At 72.3% G+C, this 26,317-nt stretch carries 27 protein-coding genes; 18 read left to right on the top strand and 9 right to left on the bottom strand.

The features are described 5' to 3' along the window. Positions 1-256 precede the first annotated feature (256 nt). From CCZ36_RS14550 to CCZ36_RS14540, 3 genes are read right to left on the bottom strand one after another with little or no spacing between them, the layout of a single operon-like run. Complete coding sequence (locus tag CCZ36_RS14550) at positions 257-727, bottom strand: nuclear transport factor 2 family protein (RefSeq protein WP_069738725.1); 471 nt, start codon at positions 725-727, stop codon at positions 257-259. Beyond that, entirely contained in the window at positions 724-1,584 is an 861-nt protein-coding gene (gene folP, locus CCZ36_RS14545; protein ID WP_443069809.1) for a dihydropteroate synthase, read from the bottom strand. The genes CCZ36_RS14550 and folP overlap by 4 nt, the downstream gene beginning before the upstream one ends. Positions 1,585-1,612: 28 nt before the next feature. Beyond that, the gene (locus CCZ36_RS14540) at positions 1,613-3,442 is read right to left on the bottom strand and encodes a phosphatidylglycerol lysyltransferase domain-containing protein (protein ID WP_128817813.1); all 1,830 of its coding nucleotides are present in this window, start codon (positions 3,440-3,442) and stop codon (positions 1,613-1,615) included. Positions 3,443-3,605: 163 nt separating this feature from the next. Here CCZ36_RS14540 and CCZ36_RS14535 point away from each other — a divergent pair, with 163 nt between their 5' ends. After that, on the top strand, positions 3,606-4,736 hold the full coding sequence (locus CCZ36_RS14535) for an alpha/beta hydrolase (protein WP_069738722.1): 1,131 nt from the start codon (positions 3,606-3,608) through the stop codon (positions 4,734-4,736). A gap of 13 nt (positions 4,737-4,749) precedes the next feature. On the opposite strand, the gene CCZ36_RS14530 is transcribed toward CCZ36_RS14535, so the two are convergent. Beyond that, a complete protein-coding gene (locus tag CCZ36_RS14530; RefSeq protein WP_128817812.1) occupies positions 4,750-5,931 on the bottom strand; it encodes a betaine/proline/choline family ABC transporter ATP-binding protein in 1,182 nt (393 codons plus the stop codon). Positions 5,932-6,084: 153 nt separating this feature from the next. Here CCZ36_RS14530 and CCZ36_RS14525 point away from each other — a divergent pair, with 153 nt between their 5' ends. From CCZ36_RS14525 to CCZ36_RS14510, 4 genes are all read left to right on the top strand, one after another. Continuing rightward, entirely contained in the window at positions 6,085-6,822 is a 738-nt protein-coding gene (locus CCZ36_RS14525) for an ABC transporter permease (protein WP_128817811.1), read from the top strand. A gap of 3 nt (positions 6,823-6,825) precedes the next feature. Then, the gene (locus CCZ36_RS14520) at positions 6,826-7,500 is read left to right on the top strand and encodes an ABC transporter permease (protein ID WP_069738719.1); all 675 of its coding nucleotides are present in this window, start codon (positions 6,826-6,828) and stop codon (positions 7,498-7,500) included. A gap of 100 nt (positions 7,501-7,600) precedes the next feature. Then, positions 7,601-8,575 (top strand): ABC transporter substrate-binding protein, encoded by a 975-nt coding sequence (locus tag CCZ36_RS14515; RefSeq protein ID WP_069738718.1) that lies wholly within the window; start codon positions 7,601-7,603, stop codon positions 8,573-8,575. A 207-nt stretch (positions 8,576-8,782) separates the two neighbouring features. After that, positions 8,783-9,922, top strand: coding sequence for a hypothetical protein (locus CCZ36_RS14510; RefSeq protein WP_164873505.1), 1,140 nt, complete (start codon positions 8,783-8,785; stop codon positions 9,920-9,922). Between the two features lie 37 nt (positions 9,923-9,959). On the opposite strand, the gene CCZ36_RS14505 is transcribed toward CCZ36_RS14510, so the two are convergent. Further along, on the bottom strand, positions 9,960-11,102 hold the full coding sequence (locus CCZ36_RS14505) for an NADH-quinone oxidoreductase subunit D (RefSeq protein WP_069738716.1): 1,143 nt from the start codon (positions 11,100-11,102) through the stop codon (positions 9,960-9,962). Positions 11,103-11,155: 53 nt separating this feature from the next. Beyond that, positions 11,156-12,193 (bottom strand): SAM-dependent methyltransferase, encoded by a 1,038-nt coding sequence (locus CCZ36_RS14500; RefSeq protein ID WP_128817810.1) that lies wholly within the window; start codon positions 12,191-12,193, stop codon positions 11,156-11,158. 96 nt (positions 12,194-12,289) lie between these two features. Here CCZ36_RS14500 and CCZ36_RS14495 point away from each other — a divergent pair, with 96 nt between their 5' ends. Further along, entirely contained in the window at positions 12,290-13,492 is a 1,203-nt protein-coding gene (locus CCZ36_RS14495; RefSeq protein ID WP_069738714.1) for a sensor histidine kinase, read from the top strand. A 120-nt stretch (positions 13,493-13,612) separates the two neighbouring features. Continuing rightward, positions 13,613-14,287, top strand: a complete 675-nt coding sequence (locus tag CCZ36_RS14490; protein WP_010063746.1) for a response regulator transcription factor — start codon at positions 13,613-13,615, stop codon at positions 14,285-14,287. A 28-nt stretch (positions 14,288-14,315) separates the two neighbouring features. Here the strand turns inward: CCZ36_RS14490 and CCZ36_RS14485 are convergent, their stop codons facing one another. After that, positions 14,316-15,428: a DUF5937 family protein gene (locus CCZ36_RS14485; protein WP_069738713.1), complete on the bottom strand. Its 1,113-nt coding sequence runs from the start codon at positions 15,426-15,428 to the stop codon at positions 14,316-14,318. 105 nt (positions 15,429-15,533) lie between these two features. On the opposite strand from CCZ36_RS14485, the gene CCZ36_RS14480 reads away from it, so the two are divergent. Continuing rightward, a complete protein-coding gene (locus CCZ36_RS14480; RefSeq protein WP_164873504.1) occupies positions 15,534-15,707 on the top strand; it encodes a hypothetical protein in 174 nt (57 codons plus the stop codon). A gap of 99 nt (positions 15,708-15,806) precedes the next feature. On the opposite strand, the gene CCZ36_RS14475 is transcribed toward CCZ36_RS14480, so the two are convergent. After that, on the bottom strand, positions 15,807-16,961 hold the full coding sequence (locus CCZ36_RS14475) for a threonine aldolase family protein (RefSeq protein WP_128817809.1): 1,155 nt from the start codon (positions 16,959-16,961) through the stop codon (positions 15,807-15,809). A gap of 168 nt (positions 16,962-17,129) precedes the next feature. Between CCZ36_RS14475 and CCZ36_RS14470 the strand changes: the two genes are divergently transcribed. The 10 genes from CCZ36_RS14470 (at position 17,130) to CCZ36_RS14425 (ending at position 25,477) form a co-directional block, all read left to right on the top strand. Next, on the top strand, positions 17,130-18,080 hold the full coding sequence (locus tag CCZ36_RS14470; protein ID WP_069738711.1) for a Rossmann-like and DUF2520 domain-containing protein: 951 nt from the start codon (positions 17,130-17,132) through the stop codon (positions 18,078-18,080). Beyond that, positions 18,077-19,096: a pantoate--beta-alanine ligase gene (gene panC / locus CCZ36_RS14465; RefSeq protein ID WP_069738710.1), complete on the top strand. Its 1,020-nt coding sequence runs from the start codon at positions 18,077-18,079 to the stop codon at positions 19,094-19,096. Before CCZ36_RS14470 ends, panC begins: the two co-directional genes overlap by 4 nt. Then, positions 19,093-20,778, top strand: coding sequence for an L-aspartate oxidase (locus CCZ36_RS14460; protein ID WP_128817808.1), 1,686 nt, complete (start codon positions 19,093-19,095; stop codon positions 20,776-20,778). The genes panC and CCZ36_RS14460 overlap by 4 nt, the downstream gene beginning before the upstream one ends. A gap of 160 nt (positions 20,779-20,938) precedes the next feature. Then, complete coding sequence (gene nadC / locus CCZ36_RS14455; RefSeq protein WP_069738708.1) at positions 20,939-22,000, top strand: carboxylating nicotinate-nucleotide diphosphorylase; 1,062 nt, start codon at positions 20,939-20,941, stop codon at positions 21,998-22,000. Next, positions 22,000-22,797 carry a type III pantothenate kinase gene (locus tag CCZ36_RS14450; RefSeq protein WP_069738707.1) on the top strand — a complete coding sequence of 266 codons (798 nt, stop codon included), beginning with the start codon at positions 22,000-22,002 and terminating at the stop codon, positions 22,795-22,797. Before nadC ends, CCZ36_RS14450 begins: the two co-directional genes overlap by 1 nt. Before the next feature lie 161 nt (positions 22,798-22,958). Next, positions 22,959-23,543: a hypothetical protein gene (locus CCZ36_RS14445; RefSeq protein WP_128819497.1), complete on the top strand. Its 585-nt coding sequence runs from the start codon at positions 22,959-22,961 to the stop codon at positions 23,541-23,543. 81 nt (positions 23,544-23,624) lie between these two features. Then, complete coding sequence (locus CCZ36_RS14440; RefSeq protein ID WP_006125507.1) at positions 23,625-23,804, top strand: hypothetical protein; 180 nt, start codon at positions 23,625-23,627, stop codon at positions 23,802-23,804. Between the two features lie 131 nt (positions 23,805-23,935). Beyond that, positions 23,936-24,418, top strand: coding sequence for a BlaI/MecI/CopY family transcriptional regulator (locus tag CCZ36_RS14435; protein ID WP_079134363.1), 483 nt, complete (start codon positions 23,936-23,938; stop codon positions 24,416-24,418). 9 nt (positions 24,419-24,427) lie between these two features. Then, on the top strand, positions 24,428-24,997 hold the full coding sequence (locus CCZ36_RS14430; protein WP_069740365.1) for an amino-acid N-acetyltransferase: 570 nt from the start codon (positions 24,428-24,430) through the stop codon (positions 24,995-24,997). A 144-nt stretch (positions 24,998-25,141) separates the two neighbouring features. Continuing rightward, positions 25,142-25,477 (top strand): histone-like nucleoid-structuring protein Lsr2, encoded by a 336-nt coding sequence (locus tag CCZ36_RS14425; RefSeq protein ID WP_006125504.1) that lies wholly within the window; start codon positions 25,142-25,144, stop codon positions 25,475-25,477. On the opposite strand, the gene CCZ36_RS14420 is transcribed toward CCZ36_RS14425, so the two are convergent. Further along, positions 25,456-26,070 carry an SCO3374 family protein gene (locus tag CCZ36_RS14420; protein ID WP_069740366.1) on the bottom strand — a complete coding sequence of 205 codons (615 nt, stop codon included), beginning with the start codon at positions 26,068-26,070 and terminating at the stop codon, positions 25,456-25,458. The genes CCZ36_RS14425 and CCZ36_RS14420 overlap by 22 nt on opposite strands. Between the last annotated feature and the right edge of the window lie 247 nt (positions 26,071-26,317).

The raw sequence follows: 26,317 nt of genomic DNA, 5'->3' as shown, positions 1-26,317 counted from the left end.
GTCGTTGGTCGAGAGGCACCCGGCCGCGTGCGGGCGGCGAGGTGCCTTCTTTCGAATCTACCTGCGAGCACCGACAGTGCTCGCCCGTGGGTGCCCGGACAGCGCCTCACCGGGCCGGAAGCCGCCCCTACCCCTTGGCGATCGGTTCGAATCCCTATCGGTCCCGTACCCACTCGGGAGGGTGTTTCCTCCTCCGGAAGGGATTCCTCCGGAAGGGGATTTCCCGGGAGGGGGGGGGCCGCCGGAGAGGGTTTCGTCAGGAGGGGGATTCCTCCTCGTCCTCGTCGGACTCCGTGAGGACAGGCGATCCGTGGTGGGACCAGAGCTTCCAGCCGTCGGCGGTGCGCCGGAACACGTTCGTCGCCACGACCAGCTGGCCCACCAGCGGGCCCAGCGCGTTGCCTTCCTCGGCCGGGCCGCCGCTGAGGATGTTCTCCGTGCAGGTCACCAGGGCGGTGTCGCCGGTCATCGCGATGTTGACGTCGGTCAGGAAGAACTGGATGTACTCGGTGTTCGCCATGATCAGGGCGTAGCTGCGCAGCACCTCGCCCCGCCCCGTGAGCACCGGCCAGCCGGGGTGGACGCAGGAGACGGTGAGGTCCTCGCCGGGCAGCCAGCTGCCGGAGAGCTCCTCGTAGTCGCCGCGTTCCAGCGCCTCGTAGAAGGCGGTGTTCGCCGCCTCGACCTCCGCGATGTCGGCGGCGGCCTGTGCGTGCTCCTCGTTCACGCGGCTCCCTCGACCGCGCGGGCGACGCGGACCGCGTCGGCGGTGGCCCGTACCTCGTGGACCCGGACCGCCCAGGCGCCGGCCTGAGCGGCGAGGGCGGAGACGGCGGCGGTGGCCGCGTCGCGTTCGCGGGCGGGCGGCGGGGGGCTGCCCGGCCCGGCCAGGACGTGGCCGAGGAAACGTTTGCGGGAGGCGGCCACCAGCAGCGGGCGGCCCAGGGTGTGCAGCTCCGCCAGGTGCGCGACGAGTTTCAGGTCGTGGGCGGCGTCCTTCGCGAAGCCGAGGCCGGGGTCGATCACAACGCGTTCCGGGGCGACCCCGCCCGCGACCACCGCGTCCATCCGCCGCCGCAGCTCGTCGAGGACCTCGGCGACGACGTCCTCGTACACCGCGCGGCTGTTCATCGACTCGCTGAAGCCGCGCCAGTGCATCACGACGAACGGGACATCGGCGGCGGCGACGGCCGGGATCATGTCCGGGTCGGCGAGGCCGCCGCTGACGTCGTTGACCAGGGCGGCCCCGGCGGCGACGGCCTGTTCGGCGACGCGGGCGCGCATGGTGTCCACGGAGACGGTGACGCCTTCGGAGGCCAGGCCCCGCACGACCGGGATCACCCGGCGCAGCTCCTCGGACTCGTCCACCCGGCTGGCGCCCGGGCGGGTCGACTCGCCGCCCACGTCCACCAGGTCCGCGCCCTCGGAGACCAGATGCAGGCCGTGCTTGACCGCGGCCGTGGTGTCGAACCAGCGACCGCCGTCGGAGAAGGAGTCGGGCGTCACGTTGACGACCCCCATGACCGCGCAGCGGTCCCACTCCGGCAGCCCTCGGACCGTGCCCCGCGTGCGTGACGTACTCATACGACCAGACTAGGGCGTGGCGTTCGGATCACGCCGCGCTCACCTCGTGCTCCGGGCGCGTACGCGCGGTGTGACCGCACGGGCGGGGCGTGCGGGGCCGGAACGGGCGGGGCGGCGAGAGGTTCACGAAGCCCTCCGCGCGCATCGCCGCGATCCCGATGCGGGGCAGGTCCCGGCTGGTGCGGAAGACCACGAAGCGGGGCTCCCAGCGTGGCTTGAACTTGGCGTTGAACTTGTACAGCGACTCGATCTGGAACCAGCGCGAGAGGAAGATCAGCAGTCCACGCCAGCAGCGCAGCACCGGCCCCGCGCCGAGCCGCTCGCCGCGGGCCAGCGCCGAGCGGAACATCGCGAAGTTCAGTGAGACCCGCTCGACGCCGAGCTTCCCGGCGGCCTGGAGGGAGGCGACGATCAGGAGTTCGTTCATGCCGGGGTCGGCCGAGCGGTCGCGGCGCATCAGCTCCAGGGACATCCCGTCGCGCCCCCACGGGACGAAGTGGAGGACGGCCTTCAGGTCGCCGTGCGGGGCGTCCTCCGCACCGGAGCCGGGCAGGTGGGCGGTGGCGATCACGCAGTCGCCGTCGGCCGGGTCGCCGATCCGGCCGAGCGCCATGGAGAAGCCGCGTTCGGTGTCGGTGCCGCGCCAGTCGGCGGCGGCGCGGCGGATCCGGTCCAGTTCGGCGTCGCCGATGTCACGCGCCCGCCGGACCCGGGTCTCGTAGCCGCCGCGTTCGATGCGCTTGACCATCTGCCGCACGTTCCGCATGGCCCGTCCGGCGAGGGAGAAATCCGCGACGTCGACCACCGCCTCGTCGCCCAGCTCCAGGGCGGTGAGCCCGGTCTCGCGGGTCCAGACCTGGCCGCCGGTCTCGCTGCAACCCATCACGGCGGGGGTCCAGGAGTGGGCCTGCGCCTCGTCCATGAAGCGTTCGATCGCGCCCGGCCAGGCCTCCACGTCGCCGATGGGGTCGCCGCCGGCCAGCATCACCCCGGAGACGACCCGATAGCAGACGGCGGCCTTGCCGCTGGGGGAGAAGACGACGGCTTTGTCGCGGCGGAGCGCGAAGTGGCCGAGCGAGTCCCGGCCGCCGTGCCGGTCCAGCAGCTCCCGCAGCCGGCTCTCGTCGTCCTCGGTGAGGCGGGCGGCCGGGTGTTCGGGGCGGAAGGCCAGGTAGATGGTGGTGACGGCGGTCAGCAGACCGAGCGCGCCGAGCGAGTAGGCCACGGTCCAGCCGGTCCTGCCGGCGTAGTCGACGGGGCCCTCGACGCCGAACAGGCCGTACAGCACGTGCTGGAGGCGGTCGGCGATGGACGGGTCACCGACGACCCGGCCGGGGTGGACGCTGACGACGATCAGCCCGAGCCCCAGCGAACCGGCCCCGAGCAGCACGAAGTTGGCAAGCGCGCGCCAGCGGCTGCGCGGGTCGGGCAGCGCCCGGAACTGGTCGCGGTGACGCACCAGCAGCCAGCAGAGCGTCAGCGAGACGAGCACCCCGACGATCGAGTGGCGGTACGCGAACTGGGCCAGGGCCCCCACGGGGAGCAGGATCACCGCCGCCCGCCAGGCCCGCCGCTTGTGCCGCTTCAGCCCGTGGGCGAGCAGGAGCAGCAGCATGCCCGCGCTGAGCGAGAGCGCGGCGGCGAACGGCCCGAGCGCCCCGGGGAGCACCTCGGCGAGGCTGTGCACCCGGCTGTGGCGGAAGCGGGGGAAGACGCCGGCGGCGACGTCGATCAGCCCGACGACGGTGCAGGCGGTACCGACGAGGGACGGTACGGATTCCGGGCGCGGCCCGCGCAGCAACCGGCGTACGCGCTGCGGAACCGATATCGACTTATCCCCATCTAGCGTGACAGACATCGTTTCCCGTGGCTTTGCGAGAGATTCTCTTGGGTCCGTCCGTGGGCCGGGCCCTGCGGACGATGTGCGCCCTCTAGGACGTGGGTTGTGGAGTGCGGGTTCACTCACATTCCGGAAATTTCCCGCATCCGAGCCGGTACGGAATCGCAGAGAAAGCTCATTCATGGGTCTCACCAGCACAGCAGTTCTGGCGGTCGTGGCGGCGCTGGCCGTCGCGCTGTTCGCCGCCACGGTCGGGCTCTGGCCGCGTCTCGGGCGGCCCGGCGCGGCCGCGGTGTCGGGCCGGATCGGGCTGCTGCTGGCGACCCAGCTGACGCTGTTCGCCGCGGTGGGCCTGGCGGCCAACAACGCCTTCCTCTTCTACGGTTCCTGGGCCGATCTCTTCGGGCGGCAGCAGGACCTGGGCGTCGTCACCGACCACGTGGACGGGGAGACGGACGCGGCCGGCTCCCGGCACATGGCGCGCGTCGGCATCCAGCACCCGGACGTGCCGGGCGGCCGGGTGCCCTCGGTCGGCGGGCGGATCGACAAGGTGGTGATCTCGGGGCGCAGGTCGGGCATCGAGTCCCCGGCGTACGTCTATCTGCCGCCGGAGTACTTCCGGGCGGCGCACGCCGGGCGGACGTTCCCGGCGGCCGTGGTCCTCACCGGCTACCCGGGCACGGCCGAGAACCTGCTGAAGGGGTTGCGCTATCCGCAGACCGCGCATGACCTGGTGAAGGCGGGGAAGGCCCGGCCGATGATCCTGGTGATGCTGCGGCCGACGGTCGCGCCGCCCCGGGACACCGAGTGTGTGGACATCCCCGGCGGCCCGCAGACCGAGACGTTCTTCGCGAAGGACCTCCCGGAGGCGGTCACGGGGTCCTACCGGGCCGGGAAGGAGGCCCGTGACTGGGGCATCATCGGCAACTCCACCGGCGGCTACTGCGCGTTGAAGATCGGACTGCACCACCCGGACCGGTACGCGGCGAGCGCCGGGCTCTCCGCGTACTACAAGGCGGCCGAGGACCCGACGACGGGCGATCTGTTCCATGGGAAACAGGCGCTGCGCGACCGCGCCGATCTGTTGTGGACCCTGGAGAACCGGCCGCCGTCGGGCGGTTCGTTCCTGGTGACGACGTCCCGGCAGGGCGAGGACAACCTCGGGAGCACGATGAAGTTCATCGAGAAGGTGAAGGCGCCCGCGAAGGTGTCCTCCATCGTGCTCGACAGCGGCGGGCACAACTTCACGACCTGGCGGCGGGAGATCCCGCCGGCCCTCCAGTGGCTGAGTGCCCGGCTCGGCGAGGACTGAACCGGGGCGGCCCTCATACGGTGGTGATCGTCGCCACCGTCTCCACCGCGACCTCCGCGCGCGGTACGTCCTGGGCGTCGGCGTCGATCGAGCGGCGCAGGGCCTCGTGCAGCCGGGCGGGGGTCAGCACGCCGAGGAAGCGGCCCTCGCTCTCCTTGTCGATGACCGCGATCCAGCCCGCGTCGTGCTGGAGCATGGTGGCGAACGCCTGCTTGAGGGGCGCGCCGAGCGGCAGCCAGGCCTCCATCCGGCGGGCGTGCTCGCGGACGGTTCCCTCGGCCGTGGCGCCGGTGGCGGCGTCGGCGGGGATCCAGCCGTGGAGGTTGTCCCGGCCGTCCAGGACGACCGCCCAGCGCGCGCCCTCGGACCTGAGCCGTTCGGTGGCCGTGGCCAGCGGGTCGTCGAGGTGGACGACCGGCGGCTGGTCGAGGTCGCTCTCCTCGATGGGCGTCACGGAGAGCCGCTTCAGCCCACGGTCCGCGCCGACGAAGTCGGCCACGTACGGGGTGGCGGGGGCGCCGAGCACGGTGGCCGGGGAGTCGAACTGCTCGATGCGGCCCTGCCCGTACACGGCGATGCGGTCGCCGAGGCGGACGGCCTCCTCGATGTCGTGCGTGACGAACAGCACGGTCTTGCGGACCTGGGCCTGGAGTTTCAGGAATTCGTTCTGGAGTCGTTCGCGGACGACCGGGTCGACCGCCCCGAAAGGCTCGTCCATCAGGAGAACGGGCGGATCGGCGGCCAATGCGCGGGCCACACCGACGCGTTGGCGCTGACCGCCGGAAAGCTGTTCCGGATAGCGGTCACCATAAACGGACGGGTCGAGTCCGACGAGGTCGAGGAGTTCGGCAGCGCGTTCGCGTCCCTTTCCGCGCTTCCAGCCCAGCAGATGGGGAACGGTCGCGGTGTTCTCCAGCACCGTCCTGTGCGGGAAGAGACCCACCTGCTGGATCACATAGCCGATGCGACGGCGCAGGTGGACGGGGTCGATGGTGGATATGTCGTCCCCGTCGAGGAATATCCCGCCCTCGGTCGGTTCGATCAGCCGGTTCACCATCTTCATGGTGGTCGTCTTGCCGCATCCGGAAGGTCCGACGAGCGTGACCAGTTCACCCTCGGCGACCTCGAAGGAAAGGTCGTCGACGGCGGTGGTGCCATCGGCGTACCGCTTGGTGACGTGCTCGAAACGGATCATGGTTCCCCATTGTGGAGGGCGTTTGGTGAAGAGCATGTTGCCGGAATGCGACACCCCTCCGCGATGGTCAGTGGTCGAGGATAGGCTCGTCAGTCATCAGTTCGATCCGGGGAGATCCCGGGCAGACGAGGGAAAGCGGGAGGTGGGGGGCGGATGGCCGAGCAGAGTTGCCTGGTGACGAACGACTGGATCTGCGGGGAGTATCTGCGCTCCCGCAGTCAGGAGTTGACCGACGCGACCGTGCAGCACATCGGGATCACGGTGGTCTCGGTGCTGATCGGGCTCGCGGTGGCCCTCCCGCTGGCGTTGCTCGCCCGCCGGGGCCCGCGTTTCGCCGGACCGGTGCTCGGGCTGACGACCGTGCTCTACACCGTGCCGTCGCTGGCGATGTTCTCGCTGCTGCTGCCCCTGTTCGGGCTGTCGGCCGCGCTCGTGGTGACGGGCCTGGTGCTCTATTCGCTGACCATCCTCGTGCGCAACATCCTGGCCGGGCTCGCGGCGGTGCCGCAGGAGGCCAGGGAGGCCGCCCGCGGCATGGGGTACGGGCCGGCCCGGCTGCTGTGGGAGGTGGAGCTCCCGCTGGCGCTGCCCGCGGTGATGGCCGGACTGCGGATAGCCACCGTGTCGACGGTCGCGCTGACCACGGTCGGCTCGCTCGTCGGCAAGGGGGGCCTCGGCAATCTCATCGAGGACGCGCTGCCCAGCTTCTTCAAGGCCCAGGTGCTCGCCGCATCGGTCCTGTGTGTGCTGCTCGCGGTGGTGGCGGACCTGCTGTTGCTCGGCCTCCAGCGGCTGCTGACGCCCTGGACCCGCATATCCGGGGGTGCGGGGGCCGCCCCGGCGAAGACGGACGCGGGACCGCCCGCCCCGGCGACCGTGGAGGTGGGCTGACCCGTGGGAGTCATCGGCGACGCCTGGACCTGGCTGACCACCGGGGCCAACTGGTCGGGCGACGGCGGAGCCGCGCACCGGCTCGGCGAGCATCTGTACGTGAGCGGGGTCGCCCTCGCGGTGGCCTGCGCGATCGCCCTGCCGATCGCCCTGTATCTGGGGCACATCGGCAAGGGCGGCGCGCTCGCCGTGAACCTCTCCAACGTGGGGCGGGCCGTCCCGGTCTTCGCGGTGCTGGCCCTGTTCATGGTCACGTCCCTGCGCAACTCGGGGTACTGGCCCACGATCATCGCGCTGGTCCTGTTCGCGGTGCCGCCCCTGCTGACCAATGCCTATGTCGGCATGCGGGAGGTGGACCGGGCCGTGGTGGAGGCCGCGCGCGGCATGGGGATGTCGGGCGGGCAGCTCTTCGTCCGGGTCGAGCTGCCGCTCGCTTACCCGATGATCATGACCGGGCTGCGGTCCGCCGCCGTCCAGGTCGTGGCCACCGCGTCGATCGCCGCCATGGTCGGTCTCGGCGGTCTCGGCCGGATCATCACCGCCGGGTTCAACACCTACGACACCGCCCAGGTCTTCGCGGGCGCGGTCCTGGTCGCCGGTCTCGCCCTGGTGGTGGAGGGCGTGCTGGTGGGCCTCGACCGGCTGCTGTCCCCGCTGCGCCGCCGCAGGCCCGCGTGAGCGCACATCACCTCGTTCCGGCTCACCTCGTTCCAGATCATCTCGTTTCGGATCACCTTTCTTCTGGTCACTTTCCTTCTGTTCGGACGGAGAACAACTCATGAGCAGGACCTCGCGGATAGCCGGAGCGGTCATCGGCATGGTGGCGCTGGCCGGGTCGCTCGCGGCCTGTGGTGGCGACAGCCTGGAGCAGGAGAAGAGCGGCTCCGGCTCCTCGGCCGGCGGCGACGGCAAGAAGGGGGCCCTGGTCGTCGGGTCGGCCTCCTTCACCGAGTCCAAGGTGCTGGCCGAGCTGTACGCCCAGGTCCTCGGCGACGCCGGGTACAGCACCTCGGTCACCACGGTGAAGAACCGTGAGCTGTACGAGCCGTCGCTGGAGAAGGGCGAGATCGACGTCGTGCCGGAGTACGCGGCCACGCTCGCCGAGTTCCTCAACGCCAAGGTCAACGGAGCCGACAAGGCCCAGGCCGAGCCCGTGGCCTCCGGGGACGTCGAGGCCACGGTCTCCGCGCTGAAGCAGCTCGCCGAGCCGCTGGGCCTCACGGTCCTCCCGGCCGGAAAGGCCGTGGACCAGAACGCCTTCGCGGTGTCGAAGGAATTCGCCGACAAGAACAGCCTCAAGACGCTTTCCGATCTCGGGAAGTCGAAGCTGAAGGTGAAGATCGCGGCGGGCGACGAGTGCGAGGTGCGGCCGTTCTGCGCACCCGGTCTGAAGAAGACGTACGGCATCGACGTCACCGGGATCGACCCCAAGGGCGTCGGCACCCCGGTGTCCAAGCAGGCCGTCCGGGACGGCAAGGTCCAGCTGGTTCTGACGACCACCACGGACGCGGTGCTGGACGGGCTGGTGTTCCTGGAGGACGACAAGAAGCTCCAGAACGCGGACAACGTTCTTCCCGTGCTGAATGCCAAGGACGCGGGCGACCCGGAGATCGCCGACGCCCTCGGCAGGATCACCGCCGCGCTCACCACGGAAGACCTCGCCGAGCTGAACCGGAAGGTCGACGCCGAGCGCGCCAAGCCGGCCGATGTGGCCAAGGAGTATCTGGAGTCGAAGAACCTGATCAAGAAGTAGCGTCGATCAGGGAGGTCCGGGAGATCCTTGCGAGCCCGGAGATCTCTGCGACCCGGAGATCTCTGCGACCCGGAGATCTCTGCGAACCCGGAAAAGGGTCCGGGCGGAGTGGCTGCGGCGTGCTTTGGGGGGCCGCGAGGTAACCGGCGGGGAACAGATTCCCGGGCGGCTCCCCAAGTGGCCCGCACACACGGTAAATTTCAGGCCATGCCACGTGGACGCCACCGCCATTCGCCGCCTCTCCACAGAATCCTGCCGCCCTCCGTGGTGGCGGGTGTGTCGGTCGTCGGTGCCGCCGGCGCCTGGCTGCTGGCCGAACCCCTGGCCCTGCGCGGCCTGGTGGCCGCCGTGGCGGCCGCCGCCGTCACCGGCGCGTATCTGATGCGCAGCTGGGACCGGGCCGCGGGGCTGCGCGTCGCCGAGCTGACCCGCGCCCGGGCCAGTGACGAATGGCGGGCCGAGGAGCGGATAGCCGAGCTGGAGCAGGACCTGGAGGAGTCGCGCGAGCTGCGCACCCGTCTGGAGACCAAGCTCCGGCGCAAGCGGGTGGAGCTCGCGGGGCTGCGCGGGGAGCACGCCGGACTGCTCCGCCGTTACGCCAACGCCGAGGCCGAGCGGGCCAGCGCGCTGGAGGGCCGCAGGCAGCTCGCCATCGAGGCCGCGGCCCCCAAGGAGCTGTTGCCCGCGCGGTCCACGCCGACCCCCGAGTCGTACCGGCGCGCGGACGAGGCCTTGATGAACCTCACGCGGAACGCGGCGCCCCAGGAGACCCGCCGCACGGTGGAGGCGGTCCGGCAGCGTCAGCTCGCCGTCGCCGAGCGGCACCGGGATGGGGAGGCGGAGAGCCCGGAGGGGAAGCGGGCGGCGGCCACCGGGGCGGGCGAGCACCGGGCCCACCAGCACGGCCGCCCTTCGACCACCCCGCCCGCCCCGGCCACGAACGCGCAGCACCCCGCACAGAGCACCACCCCGGCCACGGACGAGCAGAACACGGCGGAGAGCAACGCGCAGAGCACGGCACAGAACACCGCCCCGGCCTCCATCGCGCCGGTGCGGGCGCCGCGAGCGATCGCCGCGGCCTCGGCCGTCGTCCCGCCCGCCGCCCGCCGCCAGCTGGTCCCTCAGGGAAACTTCGACTTCTTCGGTACCCAGAACGCCCAGCGGACGAAGGCCGCGATCGAGTCCGTGCAGAACGAGGACCTCGCGGACGTCGTCGGCGAGGAGGCGCTCGCCGCCCACCGCACGGCGGTCGTGGACAACCGGGCCGTCGGCAAGGTCATCGACCTCACCGCGCACGACGAGACCGAGCAGATCGACGTGGCCCAACTGCGCGGCGCGGTCTCTTGAGCCCGGCGGGGCCCGGCCCCGCCCGCCACGGGGCCCGCTACTTGTCGATGTCCCCGACGACGAAGAACAGCGAGCCCAGGATCGCCACCATGTCGGCGACCAGGGTGCCCGGCAGCAGCTCGGTGAGCGCCTGGATGTTGTTGAACGAGGCGGAGCGCAGCTTCAGCCGGTAGGGCGTCTTCTCGCCCTTGGAAACCAGGTAGTAGCCGTTGACGCCGAGCGGGTTCTCCGTCCAGGCGTAGGTGTGGCCCTCGGGGGCCTTGAGCACCTTGGGCAGGCGCTGGTTGATCGGCCCCGGCGCCAGTCCGGCCATCCGGTCCAAACAGGCGTCCGCCAGATCCAGGGAGTTGAGCGTCTGCTCCAGCAGGCACTCGAAGCGGGCCAGACAGTCGCCCTCGGGCCGGGTCACCACCTTCAGGGTGTCCCGCAGCTCCCCGTACGCCAGATACGGCTCGTCGCGCCGCAGGTCGAAGTCGACGCCCGAGGCGCGGGCGATCGGCCCCGACACCCCGTACGCGTGCACCGCTTCGGCGGACAGTACGCCCACGTCGCGCGTACGGCCCCGGAAGATCTCGTTGCCGAGGACCAGGTTCTCGTACACGTCCATGCGGGAGCGGACGGAGGCGACGGCGTCCCGGACCCGGCCGGTCCAGCCCGCCGGGATGTCCTCCTTCAGGCCTCCGACCCGGTTGAACATGTAGTGCATCCGCCCGCCGGAGACCTCCTCCATCACCGCCTGGAGCTCCTCGCGCTCCCGGAAGGCGTGGAAGACCGGGGTGATGCCGCCGAGTTCGAGGGGGTAGGAGCCGAGGAACATCAGATGGTTGAGGACCCGGTTCAGCTCGGCGAGCAGCGTCCGCGTCCACACGGCGCGCTCGGGGACCTCCATGCCGAGCATCCGCTCGACGGCCATCACGACGCCCAGCTCGTTCGAGAACGCGGACAGCCAGTCGTGGCGGTTGGCCAGCATGACGATCTGCCGGTAGTCACGGGCCTCGAAGAGCTTCTCCGCGCCCCGGTGCATATAGCCGATGACCGGCTCCGCGTGCTGGACGCGCTCGCCGTCCAGCACGATCCGCAGCCGGAGGACCCCGTGCGTCGAGGGGTGCTGGGGGCCGATGTTGAGCACCATGTCGGTGCTCTCCGCCGCTCCGCCGATGCCGATCGTCGTCTCCGTCATGCGGGACAGTATTCCCTGACCGTTCGTTCCCTGACGGGGGCGGGCGGCGGGTGTCACGGGGGCAGGGCCGGCAGCCCCACCCGGTGCAGCAGCCAGCCGAAGTCGCCGAGGCCGCCGCGCGCGGTCAGCTCCGCCGCCTCGCCCGCCGCCGCCAGCGCGCGTACGTAACCCGCCGGGTCGGTGGTGGCCAGGCTCAGCGGCGGCCGGTCGCCGCCGACACCGAGGCGGCGCAGCGCGGCCCGCTGGTCGGTCAGCTCGGTGCTCGCGTCGGTCCCCGCCGCCGTGACCGATTCCGCGACCGGCTCCGTGACCGCCGCCGCGCAGGCGTCCAGCGCCACATGCGCGGTCAGGTCGCAGGACCCGTCCGGCACCGGGCGCACCTCGCGCCCGCCCCGGAAGCCGGTCAGCGTCCCGAAGGGCGGGCGGGCGTCCTGCCCGTGCGCGTAGTCCACCGCCACCGCGAGACCGGCGGCCAGGGAACCCACGGCTCCGGCCCAGGCGGCGTCCCGGGGGCGGCCGATCTCCGCCCGCTCGCCCGGCACGGACAGCGGCCACCAGCGCTCCAGCCACGCGGCGTCCGCCCCGGTCACCGGAGCGCCCAGGCGCTCCGCACCGTCCGAGGTCCGCACCTGGACGTACCGGGGAACACCCTCCGCGTCCGCCTCCGCCACCTCCACCGGAACGTTGTCCAGCCACTCGTTGGCGAACAGCAGACCGGTGACCCCGGCCGGCGGCTCGGCGCACCACTCGATCCGGGGATCCAGTCCCGGCGGCCGGGCGGCGACCTCGACGGCGTACGGGGTCACGTCCGGCGCCTCCGGCCGTGCGGCCAGCGCGGCCAGCACTCCGGTCAGCAGCTCGCCGCGCCCCGCCCCCACATCGACCAGTGCGACCGTCCCGGTGTTCAGCTCCCGCGCGATTCCGGTCAACAGCCGGGCCACCGCGCCCGCGAAGAGCGGCGAGGCGTGCACCGAGGTACGGAAGTGGCCCGCGGGTCCCTTCGGGCTCCGCGCCGGGCTGCGATAAAAGCCCACATCCCCGTACAGAGCGGCCTGAGCCGCCTCCCGCCAACCGCGCCATTCGTCCGTCACGTAGGCAAGTCTCCACCTTGGGGAGTACGGTCCCAGGACCCGGATCGACCCTCCGGTTGACCCGGGCACCGATCACCTGTCCCTACGCTTAGTCACGTGCAGCGCCTCTACGACTTCATCCGCAGACACCCGACGGGCGTCGACGTCTTCTGGGCCGTCTTCCTCCTCGGGCTCTCCGGCATGTCGATGGTGTCGGGCGCGTACGACGCCGGGCGCGAGGAGCTCGTCGCGGTCCCGGTCGCGCTGGGGCTCTCCACCGTCGTGGCGCTGCGCCGCAAGGCCCCCGAGAAGATGCTGCTGCTCGCCATCCTGGTGGGCGTCGTGCAGCTGGTGTTCAACGTCCGGCCGGGCATCGGGAACTTCGCGATGCTGGTGATCACGTACACCGTGGCCACGGTGGGCGAGCGCTGGGCGTCCCGGCTCGCGCTGATCTGCAGCATGAGCGCTGGGGCCCTGTCCCAGCTGCGGTGGGACGCCGAGCCCGGCGCGTCCTGGGCCGAGAAGGTCTTCGTGACGATCATCATGACCGTGCCGTTCGTGCTGGCCTGGGTGCTCGGGGACTCGCTGCGCACCCGGCGCGCCTATTTCGACCAGCTGGAGGAGCGTGCCGCCCGCCTGGAGCGGGAACGCGAGGCGCAGTCCAAGGTCGCGGTCGCCGCCGAGCGGGCCCGGATCGCCCGGGAGCTGCACGACGTCGTCGCGCACAACGTGTCCGTGATGGTCGTCCAGGCCGACGGTGCCGCCTATGTCATGGACGCCGCCCCCGACCAGGCCAAGCAGGCCCTGGAGACCATCTCCAGCACCGGCCGCCAGGCGCTCGCGGAGATGCGGCGGCTGCTCGGTGTGCTGCGGACCGGTGACGCCCCGGAGAGCGGGGAGTACGTCCCCCAGCCCGACGTCGAACAGATCGAGGACCTGGTCGCGCAGGTGCGGCAGACCGGCCTGGAGGTCGACTTCAAGGTCGAGGGCACCCCGCGTCCGCTGCCCAGCGGCGTGGAGCTGACCGCGTACCGGGTGGTGCAGGAGGCCCTGACGAACACCCGCAAGCACGGCGGCCCCGACGCCGGGGCCAGCGTCCGGCTGGTGTACTTCGACGACGGTCTCGGGCTGCTGATCGAGGACGACGGCCGGGGCGCGGCGCACGAGCTGTACGAGGACGGCGGCGCGGACGGCGCCGGACACGGGATGATCGGGATGCGGGAGCGGGTCGGCATGGTGGGAGGCACCCTGGACGCGGGGCCCCGGCCCGGCGGCGGCTTCCGGATCAGCGCGCTGCTGCCGCTGAAGCCCTCGGACTGACCCGCCCCACGACTTCCCGGCCCCGGCCCGACCACGACCGATCAGACCACGACCGGCCCGACGCCCGCCCCGACGACCGACCGATCGACTGACCTCAGGACAGGACACGTTCCCATGACCATGGCCATCCGCGTGATGCTCGTCGACGACCAGGTGCTGCTGCGGACCGGCTTCCGGATGGTGCTCGCCGCCCAGCCCGACATGGAGGTGGTCGCCGAGGCCGGTGACGGGGCGGAGGCGATCGAGATGCTGCGGTCCACCGCCGTCGACGTGGTCCTGATGGACGTCCGCATGCCCCGGCTGGACGGCGTCGAGGCGACCCGCCGGATCTGCGCGCAGCAGGACCCGCCGAAGGTGCTCATCCTGACCACCTTCGACCTCGACGAGTACGCCTTCTCCGGGTTGAAGGCGGGGGCCAGCGGTTTCATGCTCAAGGACGTGCCGCCCGCCGAGCTGCTCGCCGCGATCCGTTCGGTGCACAGCGGCGACGCGGTCGTCGCCCCCTCCACCACCCGCCGGCTGCTCGACCGCTTCTCGCCGATGCTGCCCAGTGGCGAGAAGGAGCCGAAGAACAAGCACGTCGGCAAGCTCACCGAACGCGAACGGGAAGTCATGCTCCTGGTCGCCCAGGGTCTCTCCAACGGGGAGATCGCGGCCCGGCTCGTACTCTCCGAGGCCACGGTCAAGACGCACGTCGGCCGCATCCTCACCAAGCTCAACCTCCGCGACCGGGTCCAGGTCGTCGTCCTCGCCTACGAGACCGGCCTGGTCAGGGCCGGCGGCGGCGCGGGCTGAGGGGAGACCGGGGAGCGGCCCGGCGGGCTCAGCGCAGGACGCCCTCCAGGAAGTCGCTGCCGAGCCGGGCGACGACCGTCAGGTCCAGCTGGTGCAGGACATAGCGGCCCCGGCGGCGCGTGGTGACCAGGCCCGCCTTCTTGAGCACCGAGAGGTGCCGCGACACCTCGGGCGCGGTGATGCTGTGCGATTCGGCCAGTTCGCCCGTGGTGTACGGGGAGCGGGCGAGGTTGCGGCACAGCCGCATCCGCATCGGGTGGGCCAGGGCCTCCATCCGGCGCTGGAGCTGTTCCACGGAGGCGGGCGACGGCAGGTCGGGCAGCCGGACCGGGTAGTGGATCACGGGGCGCCAGTGGCGGGCGTGCAGCACGGTCAGGTGCGGCCAGCCGAAGCTGGTGGGGACGAGAGTGAGGCCGAGGCCGACCTCCGGGGCGACGGCCGTGGTCCGGCCCTCGGTCAGTTTGTCGACGGTGATCCGCTCCGCGGCCTCGTCCAGGGCCACGGCCGAGGAGACGGCGCCGATCGCGTCGGCGAGCCCCTTGCGTCGCAGCAACTCCGTCTTGTGCCGGGCGTCGGCGACCAGCTGGACGGAGACCCGCCGCCAGGTGTCGGCGAAGAACGCCTGGTCGCAGTCCTCCAGAAGCCGCCGGATCCATCCGCGTACGGAGACGGGGTCGGCCAGCAGCCGCTTGGTGAACTCCACCTGGCGCGGGCCGCGCGCCGCCGCCATGTCCAGGACCCGGGCCCGCATCCCCGCGTCCACCAGCGGTGACGGGGCGTCGGCCCCGTACATGCTGGAGCAGGTGAACTCGGTGGCCGCCGTGACGAACCGTTCGTCGTCGAGCCGGTCCAGGATGTCCAGGTCCTCCGCGAGGGTCGCCCCGGTCCTGCCGTCGCCGCCGCGGATGCCGGAGAACGGCAGGAAGATGTCGGCGAAGGTGTTCCGCCAGAGGAACTCCGCCTCCAGCAGCCGGTCCGCGAGGTCGGGCTCCAGGGCCGCCGCGGTCGCGGTGGTCCAGCCGTGCAGCCCCGGATGGTGGCCGGGCTCGGAGAGCGCATGCAGGGCGAGGCCCAGCTCGGCCAGGGGAGAGGTCGCGAAAACGACGCGGTCGGCGGGGAGTCCCGCGATGTCTATGTGCACGCTCACCCCTCCATAGTGGGGGTATGGTCCCGGGCCCGACGTTCCGATTGACGGTGGCCGTCAATCAACGCGCGGGCCCACCACGGGCCGCGCAGGCTGAACAGCATGGACGCCATCCAGCAGCACATGCTCGACACCTACCGCGCGGCCCAGCGGTCGGAGCCCGCGCCGCCGCCCCCGGGCCGCCACGACCGCTCGGTCCTGCGCGACCTGTACAGACACTGGCTCACACACCCGCCGACTCGCCGCACCGCCCCGTCCAGCCGGTCCGGCGTTTGAGGGCGGAACCCCGGGGCCCGGGGGCCGGCACTGAACAGGACCCCGGGCAGCCCGGGGGCCCCGCCCCGAACGAGGCCGCCCCCCCCACGAGGCCGCGGCCTAACTCACAAACCCCACGAACCCCGCCACCGCATCCCGCACATCCCCCGCCGACCACTCCAGCCCCGCGCCCCCCACCGTCACCTCGGTGAACGACGTCCCCGGCGGCAGCCCCGCCCCGCCCGTCCCCGCGAACCAGCGCCGGAACAGGGCCACCCCCGTCTCCTCCGCCTGCCGCACCGACGCCTCGTCCAGCACCTCCGTCCCGTACGGCAGCCAGACCTGGAACTGATGCGTGTGCGGCGGCTCCGGATGCACCCGGAACCACGGCACCCCCGCCGCCGCGAACCCGTCCGCCAGCGCCCCGGCCACCACCTTCGCGTGGGCCACGTACGACGGGAGGCGCGGCAGCTCCCGCTCCAGTCCGACCAGCGCGGACAGCGCCGCCGGGAACTGCTGGAAGAGCTGGCCCCCGTACCGGTGACGCCACACCCGCGCCTCCTCCACCAGCGTCGAGGGCCCCGCCAGCACCGCCCCGGACAGCCCGTCCAGCGACTTGTAGAAGGACACGTACACGCTGTCCGCAAGACCCGCGATCTCCGACAGCTCGCGCCCGAAGTGCGGACCGCACTCCCACAGCCGCGCCCCGTCGAAGTGGACGACCGCGTCCCGCTCCCGGGCCGCGTCCACCACCGCCGTCAGCTCCTCCCAGGACGGCAGGACGAACCCGGCGTCCCGCAACGGCAGCTCCAGCATCAGCGTGCCGAACGGCTCCGGGAACCCCCGGACCTCCTCCGCGTCCGGCAGCCGCGGCTCCGACGTCGGATGCACCGTGCGCAGTCCGCTCACCACTCCCAGCGCCCCGCCCTCGTGCACCTCCGGGTGGGACAGGGGATGCAGCGCCACCGTCGCGTTGCCCGTGCGGCCGGCCCAGCACCGCAGCGCGACCTGCTGGGCCATCGTCCCGGTCGGGAAGAACGCCGCCGCCTCCATCCCCAGCAGCCCGGCCGCCCGCCGCTCCAGATCGGCGACGACCCCGCCCCCGTACACATCGGTCCAGTCGTCCGGATCGTGTACGGACGGGGCGTCGGCGGCCAGCGCCGCCAGCCGTTCGCCGAGCGTGCCGTCCGCGCCCACCCGGGCCAGCACCCGCCGCGCACCCCGCCACGCGGTCAGCCTGCGCCGCCGCTGCTCCTGCTCATCCATGGTCGCCATGGGACGATCATCACCCGGACCTCCGGCGGAGCGCCCGCGCGATTCCGTCCCGCCCGGAAAGTTATCCACAGGCTGTGGGCGGGGGCGGGGCTCCTCCGAAACGCTGGCGTAGCATGCAGAGAAGTCGTCCGGTACCCCCTGCGGACTGGAACGGAAGGCCATCGCCGCGTGAACGCATCAGTTTCGAAGGAACCCCTCGACGCGAGGGACCGCCCCGCCCGTCTCACGGTCGGCGTCGTCGGCGCGGGCCGGGTCGGACCCGCCCTCGCCGCGTCGCTCCAGCTCGCCGGGCACCGCCCGGTCGCCGTGTCCGGCGTCTCCGACGCCTCCCGCCGCCGCGCCGCGGCCCTCCTCCCCGACGTGCCCCTGGTGGAGCCCGCCGAGGTGCTGGCCCGCGCCGAGCTGGTGCTCCTGACCGTCCCCGACGACGTGCTGCCCACGCTGGTCGAGGGCCTCGTCGAGACCGGCGCCGTCCGGCCGGGCCAGCTCCTCGCCCACACCTCCGGGCGGTACGGGGCGAAGGTGCTGGACCCCGCGCTGCGGGCCGGGGCGCTGCCGCTCGCGCTGCACCCCGCGATGACGTTCACCGGCACCGCCGTCGACGTCCCTAGGCTCGCGGGCTGCTCCTTCGGCGTCACCGCTCCCGAGGGGCTGCGGCTCGCGGCCGAGGCCCTGGTCATCGAGATGGGCGGCGAGCCCGAGTGGATCGCAGAGGAGTCGCGCCCGCTCTACCACGCGGCCCTCGCGCTGGGTGCGAACCACCTGGTCACCCTGGTCGCCCAGTCGATGGAGCTGCTGACCAAGGCCGGGGTCGCCGCCCCGGACCGGATGCTCGGCCCGCTGCTCGGCGCCGCCCTGGACAACGCCCTGCGTTCCGGTGACGCCGCGCTGACCGGCCCGGTCGCCCGGGGGGACGCGGGCACGGTCGCCGCCCACATCGGCGAGCTGCGCGCCCATGCCCCGCAGGCGGTGGCCGGATATGTCGCGATGGCCCGCGCCACGGCCGACCGGGCGCTCGCCCACGGCCTGCTCAAGGCCGAGCTGGCCGAGGACCTCCTCGTCGTCCTGGCCGACCAGGAGCGCCGCCCCGGCGGCGCCGGACCGGGGGAGACCCGATGACACGCACGGTGCGGACCACCCTCCTGCGCACGGCCGCCGAGCTCGACGCGCTGCCCCGCCCCGCCGGGGCCGAGCGGGCCGTCGTCATGACGATGGGCGCGCTGCACGACGGCCACGCCACCCTGATCCGCGCGGCCCGGGAAGCGGCAGGACCGCACGGCCAGGTCGTGGTCACCGTCTTCGTGAACCCGCTCCAGTTCGGCGAGGCCGCCGACCTGGACCGCTATCCGCGCACCCTGGACGCCGACCTGGAGACCGCCGCGGCGGCGGGCGCCGACGCGGTCTTCGCCCCCGGCGTCGACGAGGTCTACCCGGGCGGCGAACCCCAGGTCCGGATCACCGCGGGCCCCATGGGCGAGCGCCTCGAAGGCGCGTCCCGCCCCGGCCACTTCGACGGGATGCTCACCGTCGTCGCCAAGCTCCTCCACCTCACCCGCCCCGACGAGGCGTTCTACGGGCAGAAGGACGCCCAGCAGCTCGCCCTGATCCGCCGTATGGTCCGGGACCTGAATTTCGGCGTCCGGATCACCGGCGTCCCCACCGTCCGGGACGAGGACGGCCTCGCGCTCTCCAGCCGCAACCGTTTCCTCTCCCCGCAGGAGCGGCACACCGCCCTGGCCCTGCCCCGCGCCCTGTTCGCGGCCCAGGACCGGCTCGCCGCCCAGCAGGCCCTGCACGAGCGGGCCAGGGCCACCGCGCCCGGCGGCGACCGGGCCGCCGGGCTCAACAGACTGGGCGAGGCCCGGGCCGCCGCCGACGCCCAGGCCGTGGCGCTGGTCCGGCCGGGCGGGGCGCCCGCAGCCGTCCGCGCCGCCGCCCGGACGATCCTGGACGAGGCCGCCGCCCGCGACCGGGTCCCGCTCGTCCTGGACTACCTGGCCCTGGTGGACCCGGCGGACTTCACCGAGATCCCGGACGACCGCGAGAGCGGGGAGGCGATCCTCGCCGTCGCGGCCCGGGTCGGGAACACCCGCCTCATCGACAACATCCCCCTCACCTTCGGAGCCCTGACGTGACCGGAATACGGCTGACCGCCCCCGCCCCCGGCTGGGCCATCGACGCGGACGTCGTGGTGGTCGGCTCCGGCGTCGCCGGGCTCACCGCCGCCCTGCGGTGCGCCGCCGCCGGCCTGGACACCGTCGTCGTCACCAAGGCCCGGCTCGACGACGGTTCGACCCGCTGGGCCCAGGGCGGCATCGCCGCGGCGCTCGGCGAGGGCGACACCCCCGAGCAGCACCTCGACGACACCCTCGTCGCGGGCGCGGGCCTCTGCGACGAGGAGGCCGTGCGCACCCTGGTCACCGAGGGCCCCGACGCCGTACGCCGGCTGATCACCACCGGCGCCCACTTCGACACCACCGACAGCGGCGACATCGCGCTCACCCGCGAGGGCGGCCACCACCGCCGCCGCATCGCCCACGCGGGCGGCGACGCGACCGGCGCGGAGATCTCCCGCGCCCTGGTCGAGGCGGTCCGCGAAGCCACCCTGCACACCATCGAGAACGCCCTCGTCCTGGACCTGCTGACGGACGCCGAAGGCCGTACGGCGGGCGTCTCGCTGCACGTCATGGGAGAGGGGCAGCACGACGGCGTCGGCGCGGTCCGGGCCCCCTCGGTGGTCCTCGCCACCGGCGGGATGGGCCAGGTCTTCTCCGCCACCACCAACCCCTCCGTCTCCACCGGCGACGGCGTGGCGCTCGCGCTGCGGGCCGGAGCGGAGGTCTCCGACCTGGAGTTCGTCCAGTTCCACCCCACGGTCCTCTTCCTCGGCGCGGACTCCGAAGGTCAGCAGCCGCTGGTCTCCGAGGCCGTACGGGGCGAGGGCGCGCATCTCGTCGACGCCGACGGCGTCCGCTTCATGCTCGGACAGCACGAGCTGGCCGAGCTGGCCCCGCGCGACATCGTCGCCAAGGGCATCACGCGCCGCATGCACGAGAAGGGCGCCGAGCACATGTATCTGGACGCCCGGCACTTCGGGGCGGCCATGTGGGAGCAGCGCTTCCCCACCATCCTGGCCGCCTGCCGGTCCCACGGCATCGACCCGGTGACCGAGCCGATCCCGGTCGCCCCGGCCGCGCACTACGCCTCCGGCGGCGTCCGCACGGACCTGCGCGGCCGCACCACCGTCCCCGGCCTGTACGCCTGCGGCGAGGTCGCCTGCACCGGAGTCCACGGGGCCAACCGCCTCGCGTCCAACTCCCTGCTGGAGGGCCTGGTCTTCGCCGAGCGCATCGCCGCCGACATCGCCGAGGTCCGCCCGCCCCGCACGGAACCGGCCGAGTCCTCCCGGGCGGTGGGCGACCTGGTCCCGCTGCTGGCACCCGAGGCCCGCACGGCGATCCAGCGCACGATGACCCGGGGCGCCGGAGTCCTGCGCTCCGCCGACTCCCTGGCCGCCGCCGTCGAGGAGCTGGAGACCCTGCACCGGGAAGCCGCCGCGGAGGCGGACGGGGCCAAGGCGGTCGTCCCCGGGGTCGACGCCTGGGAGGCCACCAATCTGCTCCTGGTCTCCCGGGTCCTGGTCGCCGCCGCCCGGGAACGCGAGGAGACCCGCGGCTGCCACTGGCGCGAGGACCGGCCCGACCGCGACGACGCCCACGGCCGCCGCCACCTGGTCGTCCGCATCGCGCCGGACCGCACCCCGGTCGTCCACCGCACGGAGACCGCCGCATTCCCGCCCGTACGCCCGTCGGATTGAGCAGACTGCTGGAAGCAGCCGCTCCGCCGCCCCCGCGCGGAGCAGCACCGGCCACACCCAGCACCGGCCACACCCAGCATCGGCAACCCCGCACCATCGGCACCACCCGAAGCACCAGCCGCACCCGCACCACCAGCCACGTCCCCGAGGAGCCGACACCGTGAGCACGCCCGAAGAGAATCCGCGCCCCACTCCCGTGGACGTACCGCTGATCAGCGTCGGCGCGCCCGCATCGTCCGAGGCCCCGGAAGGCGGCTGCGGCGACGGCTGCGGTTGCGGCGAGGGCTTCGACCCCGACGCCCTGGAGTGCGGCCTCGACCCCGCGCTCGCCCTGCTGCTGGCCGAGGCGGGGCTCGACCCCGTCCAGGTCGAGGACGTCGCGCATGTGGCGATCGAGGAGGACCTTGACGGCGGGGTGGACGTCACGACCGTGGCGACCGTCCCCGAGGACGCCGTGGTCACCGGTGACTTCACCGCCCGCGAGGCCGGCGTGGTCGCCGGGCTGCGGGTCGCCGAGGCGGTCCTGTCGATCGTCTGCACCGAGGAGTTCGAGGTCGAGCGGCATGTCGAGGACGGCGACCGGATCGTCCCCGGCCAGAAGCTGCTGACCGTCACCACCCGCACCCGGGACCTGCTGACCGGCGAGCGCAGCGCGCTCAACCTGCTCTGCCGCCTCTCGGGCATCGCCACCGCCACCCGCGCCTGGGCGGACGTGCTGGAGGGCTCCAAGGCCAAGGTCCGCGACACCCGCAAGACGACGGCGGGCCTGCGCGCCCTGGAGAAGTACGCGGTGCGCTGCGGCGGCGGCGTCAACCACCGGATGTCGCTCTCGGACGCGGCCCTGGTCAAGGACAACCACGTGATCGCCGCGGGGGGAGTCGCGGAGGCGTTCCGGAGGGTGCGCGCCGAGTTCCCCGAGCTGCCCATCGAGGTCGAGGTCGACACGCTGGAGCAGGTCCGCGAGGTACTGGACGCGGGCGTCGACCTGATCCTGCTGGACAACTTCACCCCGGCCGAGACCGCCGAGGCGGTCGCCCTGGTCGACGGCCGGGCGATCCTGGAGTCCTCGGGCCGCCTCACCCTCGACTCGGCCCGCGCCTACGCCGACGCGGGCGTCGACTATCTCGCGGTCGGCGCGCTCACCCACTCCTCGCCGATCCTCGACATCGGCCTGGACTTCCGCGACGCGGACGCGTCCCCCTCCGCCGGGGACGACGCCTGATGCTGCTCACCATCGACGTCGGCAACACGCACACGGTCCTCGGCCTCTTCGACGGTGAGGAGATCGTCGAGCACTGGCGGATCTCCACCGACGCCCGCCGCACCGCGGACGAGCTGGCCGTCCTGCTCCAGGGCCTGATGGGCATGCACCCGCTGCTCGGCATGGAGCTGGGCGACGGCATCGAGGGCATCGCGATCTGCGCCACCGTCCCCTCGGTCCTGCACGAGCTGCGGGAGGTCACCCGTCGCTACTACGGCGACGTCCCCGCCGTACTGGTCGAGCCCGGGGTCAAGACGGGCGTGCCGGTCCTGATGGACAACCCCAAGGAGGTCGGCGCCGACCGCATCATCAACGCGGTCGCCGCCGTCGAGCTGTACGGGGGCCCGGCGATCGTCGTCGACTTCGGCACCGCCACCACCTTCGACGCGGTCTCCCCGCGCGGAGAGTACGCGGGCGGGGTCATCGCCCCCGGCATCGAGATCTCCGTCGACGCGCTCGGCGTCAAGGGCGCCCAGCTCCGCAAGATCGAGCTGGCCCGGCCGCGCAGCGTGATCGGCAAGAACACCGTCGAGGCCATGCAGTCCGGCATCATCTACGGCTTCGCGGGCCAGGTCGACGGGGTGGTGGCCCGGATGAAGAAGGAGCTGGCCGCCGACCCGGACGACGTCACCGTGATCGCGACGGGCGGCCTTGCTCCGATGGTGTTGGGGGAGTCCTCGGTGATCGACGAGCACGAGCCGTGGCTGACGCTCATCGGGCTGCGCCTGGTGTACGAGCGAAACGTGTCCCGCGCGTAGGAGAGGCCGCAGGCGACCCCGGCGTACCTGCGGGAACGCCCGGGGCCGGGGACTGTCGCACCGTTCCGCCGCGCCGCGCCACCGACGACCAGTTAAACGGATTTTGTCCATTTAGCACGTATTGTCGCGTTATGCCCACGCCCTACGGTTCACGAGGCGGCATGGCGTTCAGCGCGGACGAGCTGCGGGTGCTCCGACGTGCCCTCGCCATCGCCCTCCACCCCACGCCCCTGTCCGACGAGGACGTCCAGGACTGCCTGCGGCTCGCGGGTTCCGTGGACGAGGCGGTCGGCGAGGCGGGTCGGCTGCGAGCGTTCCTCCTCGCCGACCTCGCCCGCTACCGCAACGCCCTCCCCGGCTCCGCCGCCGGCTACCTGGAACTGCTCCAGGACGCCCTGGCGGCCGGTTACGACCCCCGCCCGGACGATCTGGCCGCCCTGCGGGCCCTGCGCGGCGGGCCCCTCGCGGCGGCCCTCCTGGAACGCTGCCAGGTGCTCGCCGAGCGCTCCGTACGGGCCCGGCTCGCCGGCCGCTCCGCCGGCGCGGCGGCACCCGGCCCCCGCAGCCGGCTGCTCGCCCTGCCCGGCGGCCGCGCCGCGGCCCGGGAGCCGGACCGGCCCAGGACCCCGGCCGCGCCGGGCAGGCCGCAGAAGCCGGGCGAGCGCCCGATGCCCAAGCCCTCCGAGGTCTTCCCGCCGCGCCGACGGCCCGCACCGCCCCCGTCCGAGGAGCGGGCGGCCGGCTGACCCTCCGGCGTGTTCCGATGCGGCGCCCTCCACCGGGAGGTCGCCGCATCGGGCCGTTCCGGGCTCGCTACTCTGGACGGTATGGACTATGTATCCGCGCTCGTGCCCCCCGTGGTGATGGCCGTCTTCTTCGTCTCCCTGATCGTGATCATCGTCAAGAGCCAGGGTGGTCCGAACAAGACCAAGGAGGACGACGCGGTGGACGCGGCGATCGCCCGCGCGGAGTCCGCAAAGCAGACCGCTCGTCCGGAGAATGTCTGACCGCGCGAGCGGCTCCGTCCGCCGCGCCTTCCCGGCGCACGTTCCCCGAGCGCACGGCTCTCTCACGAGTCGTGCGCTTTTTGCTGCCCAAGGAGCAGAACATTCGGGACATATGGCACTAAAGTGATCGCGTGCCCCGTCAATTGGGAGACCTCGAAGACGCCGTGATGACGCGCGTCTGGCAATGGAACCGACCGGTCACGGTGCGGGAAGTCCTTGAGGACCTTCAGCAGGAACGGTCCATCGCCTACACGACCGTGATGACGGTAATGGACAATCTCCATCAGAAGGGCTGGGTCCGCAGGGAAGTCGACGGCCGCGCCTATCGATATACGGCCGTCTCCACCAGGGCCGCCTACTCGGCCGCACTGATGAACGAAGCCTGGTCACAGAGCGACAACCCCGCCGCAGCGCTTGTCGCGTTCTTCGGCATGATGTCCGCCGAGCAGCGCGAAGCGTTGCAGGACGCCGTTCGTATGGTTTCCCCCAATCTCACGGAAACCACCCCTGATCCGACTGCCGAAACCGCCCCGGGCAGCCCCGCGGAACCGACCGCCACCACCCCGGGAGATGACTCCCCGACCGATGACGCGACGCCGGAGAGCGGGCGATAGCGTCGGGGCATGTCCTCAGAGCAGCCGCAAAGCGATCCGGAAACCGAACTCCATACCGACCCGTCGGTAAATAAGCCCGCCATCACCGTCCGCCGGGCCAGGACGAGTGATGTCGGGTCGGTACGACGACTCCTCGACGGGTACGTGTCCGGGGGCATCCTGCTCGACAAAGCGACCGTCACTCTTTACGAGGACATCCAGGAGTTCTGGGTCGCGGAACGCGACGAGGACGCGGCCGTCATCGGCTGCGGCGCACTTCATGTCATGTGGGAAGACCTGGCAGAGGTGCGGACCCTTGCCGTCGACCCCCGCATGAAGGGCGCGGGAGTCGGGCATCAGGTGCTGGAGAAGCTCTTGCAGACCGCGCGATGGCTCGGTGTCCGCAGGGTTTTCTGTCTCACCTTCGAAGTGGACTTCTTCGCCAAGCACGGCTTCGTCGAGATCGGAGAGACGCCCGTCGACACCGATGTCTACAGTGAGCTGCTGCGTTCCTACGACGAGGGTGTCGCGGAGTTCCTCGGTCTCGAACGAGTGAAGCCGAACACCTTGGGCAACAGCCGGATGCTTCTGCACCTGTGATCGACAGAAGGACCTGCATCCCTATGTCCGAATCGCGCATGTTTCCCGTCTTCCCGGCCCCCTGAACCTCTCCCGAGGGTTTGTGTTTTCCGGGGAAAAGCGGTTTCCTTTCCGCGTACTCCATTTTCGATGAAAGGAAAACCCGTGGCACAGAAGGTTCAGGTCCTTCTTGTCGATGACCTCGACGGTGTCGAGGCTGATGAGACCGTCACGTTCGCCCTCGACGGCAAGACGTACGAGATCGACCTCACCACGGCCAACGCGGACAAGCTTCGCGGCCTTCTCGAGCCCTACACCAAGGGTGGACGTCGCACCGGTGGCCGTGCCGCCACGGGCCGCGGCAAGGGCCGTGCCGCCGCCGGCGGTAACAAGGACACCGCGGAAATCCGCCGGTGGGCGCGGGAGAACGGCCACAATGTGAATGACCGCGGCCGCGTTCCCGCCGAGATCCGTGAGGCTTACGAGAAGGCCAACGGCTGATCCGCCGAACCCCTTGTCAGCACCCCTGTCGGCACGCCGGAACGGGCGTGTGACAACCGGACCCGATGGCATTCCGTGGCCGCCGCGTCCACCAGGCGTACGAGATCGGGAGCATCCCCACCACTGCTCCCGAAGCCTGCGAGGGCCGGCAGTGCCGGCCCGGGCGCACGCCTCGGCTCTGGGGGCCGCAGCCACACAGCGGCCCCCGTCGAGTCCCCCGGGGAGCCCGGGAGGGGCGGGGCCGTGACCCGGCCCCCCGCGCCCACGGCGGTCAGGTCCGGCGTGAGGGGACTCCACTCCAGCCAGTCGAGCAGCCCCGGCAGCTCATCGGCGCCGCCCGCGGCGACCAGCAGCCCCATCCGCGTACCGGACAGCAGCACCGGGCCGGTGCGGACACCGCGCCGCAGCACGGCGTGACCGGCCTCGGCGGGCAGCTCCAGGACGTCGAAGGACTCCCCGGTCAGCAGGCGCAGCGGGTCGCGCCCCTCGGTGGCCCAGCCCAGCTCCCGCGCGTACCGCCGGGCGAGAGCGGCATCGGCGCAAGCCGGAGCGGCATCGGGCGACGATCGGGGCTGCGGCACGGTGCGGGTCATGTCCGATGAACCGCCGAACCCTCCGCGGAGTTACGGAAAGTTCGGGTGCGATCACTCCGTGTTCGTGCGAAGGGGGCGCTCGGGAGCGTGTCGCAGCGCAAGGATGTTCGCCCGTAGCGGAGGGAACCGGGGCGCGCCGCATGGACTGTCAGTGATTGCGGGTAAGACTTTCCTAGTGGGAAGGGGCGACACGCTGGCCGAGGCGTCTCGCGTTCGCCATCGGCGTACTGGCGAAAGGGGTATCTGC

This window comes from Streptomyces sp. S063, from assembly GCF_002832675.1.
GTDB lineage: Bacteria > Actinomycetota > Actinomycetes > Streptomycetales > Streptomycetaceae > Streptomyces > Streptomyces sindenensis.
Note: the sequence above shows the minus strand (reverse complement) of the source record. Positions and strands in the feature narration are given on the sequence as shown.